The following is a 976-nucleotide window of genomic DNA, read 5'->3' on the forward strand; positions in this document are numbered from 1 at the left end:
TGTCTCGATGGTCAGCAGCGGCATGTTGGTGCGCGCAGCCTTGGTGCTGAGCTGCGAGAGGTTGTAGAGGGGGCGGTCGTAGGTCTCGACCAAGTACATCTTGCCGTCCACGTGCCGCTCCCGGCGGCGGGCTGTGAGTGCGGCCTTGGCGGCCAGGTGAGTGGCGGCCTCTTTGGATGGCGGGCGCTTGATGGCGCCGCGGGGGAGTGAGAGCAAGGTCATGGTCATCCTCATGGTCCTCGGTTGATTTTTTTGTGAAGGGGGAGCACCCTCAGGGCTCGGGATCCAAAGCTTTGCCGATCAGGCCGGGTAGCCCGTCGGCATTGCTCTTCGGTGGGGAGGGTGACGAGCGTCACCGTGTTCGGGAAGCCGGCTGAGATCTCGGACTGCGCGCTGCTCGAGGCAGCGCTCCTAGAGACTGGCGGTTTGCAATATCTCTAGGGAGATCGCAATCTCGTCGCGGCCTCTTGGCATCGAGGGACACGCTGCCAGGCGCATCACGCGGAAAAATCACGTGTCCTACGACGTTCCTGCCGGCACGGCCAAGCCTGATCCGCTTGTTCCGCTCGCGCGCCGCGCCGTGCGAGTTTTGCGCGGGGCGCGGTCTCGTCCGGCCGTAGACTAGTTCCGCCAAGAGCGAAAATTAGGCCGCTCGATGGCGGCCTGTCCCTTGGGCTGGATCGCTATGCCGGTGACCCGGTCACGCGTCGCGCTTCTTCGCTTGCGCGTCGATCCACGCTGCGACTTCGGCCCACCGCCAGTACGGCGTCTTGCTGCCGGCCAAGTGCAGTGGCTGCGGGAACGTGGGGTCGTAACGCGTGCCCTTCTTGTTCAGCACGTAGCTGAGCTTGGATTTACTCCAGGCCAGCATGGTCAGCAGATCTTGCTTCCGCATGAGCGATTCGTCATCACGGGAAGCCGGCTGCCGGCTCACCTCAGGCGTCGGCGGCGACGTGCCGGCATCTGCGGCCGGGCT

The 976-nt window shown here is 64.8% G+C and carries 2 protein-coding genes; both read right to left on the reverse strand.

Annotated features, from left to right (window positions below):
* A partial coding sequence (locus tag NS331_RS25075; RefSeq protein WP_153013067.1) for a hypothetical protein occupies window positions 1-222 on the reverse strand: 222 nt, incomplete at its 3' end.
* 478 nt (window positions 223-700) lie between these two features.
* A partial coding sequence (locus tag NS331_RS25080; RefSeq protein WP_206597366.1) for a helix-turn-helix transcriptional regulator occupies window positions 701-976 on the reverse strand: 276 nt, incomplete at its 5' end.

Source organism: Pseudacidovorax intermedius (assembly GCF_001476815.1).
Classification (GTDB): Bacteria; Pseudomonadota; Gammaproteobacteria; order Burkholderiales; family Burkholderiaceae_C; genus Xenophilus; species Xenophilus intermedius_A.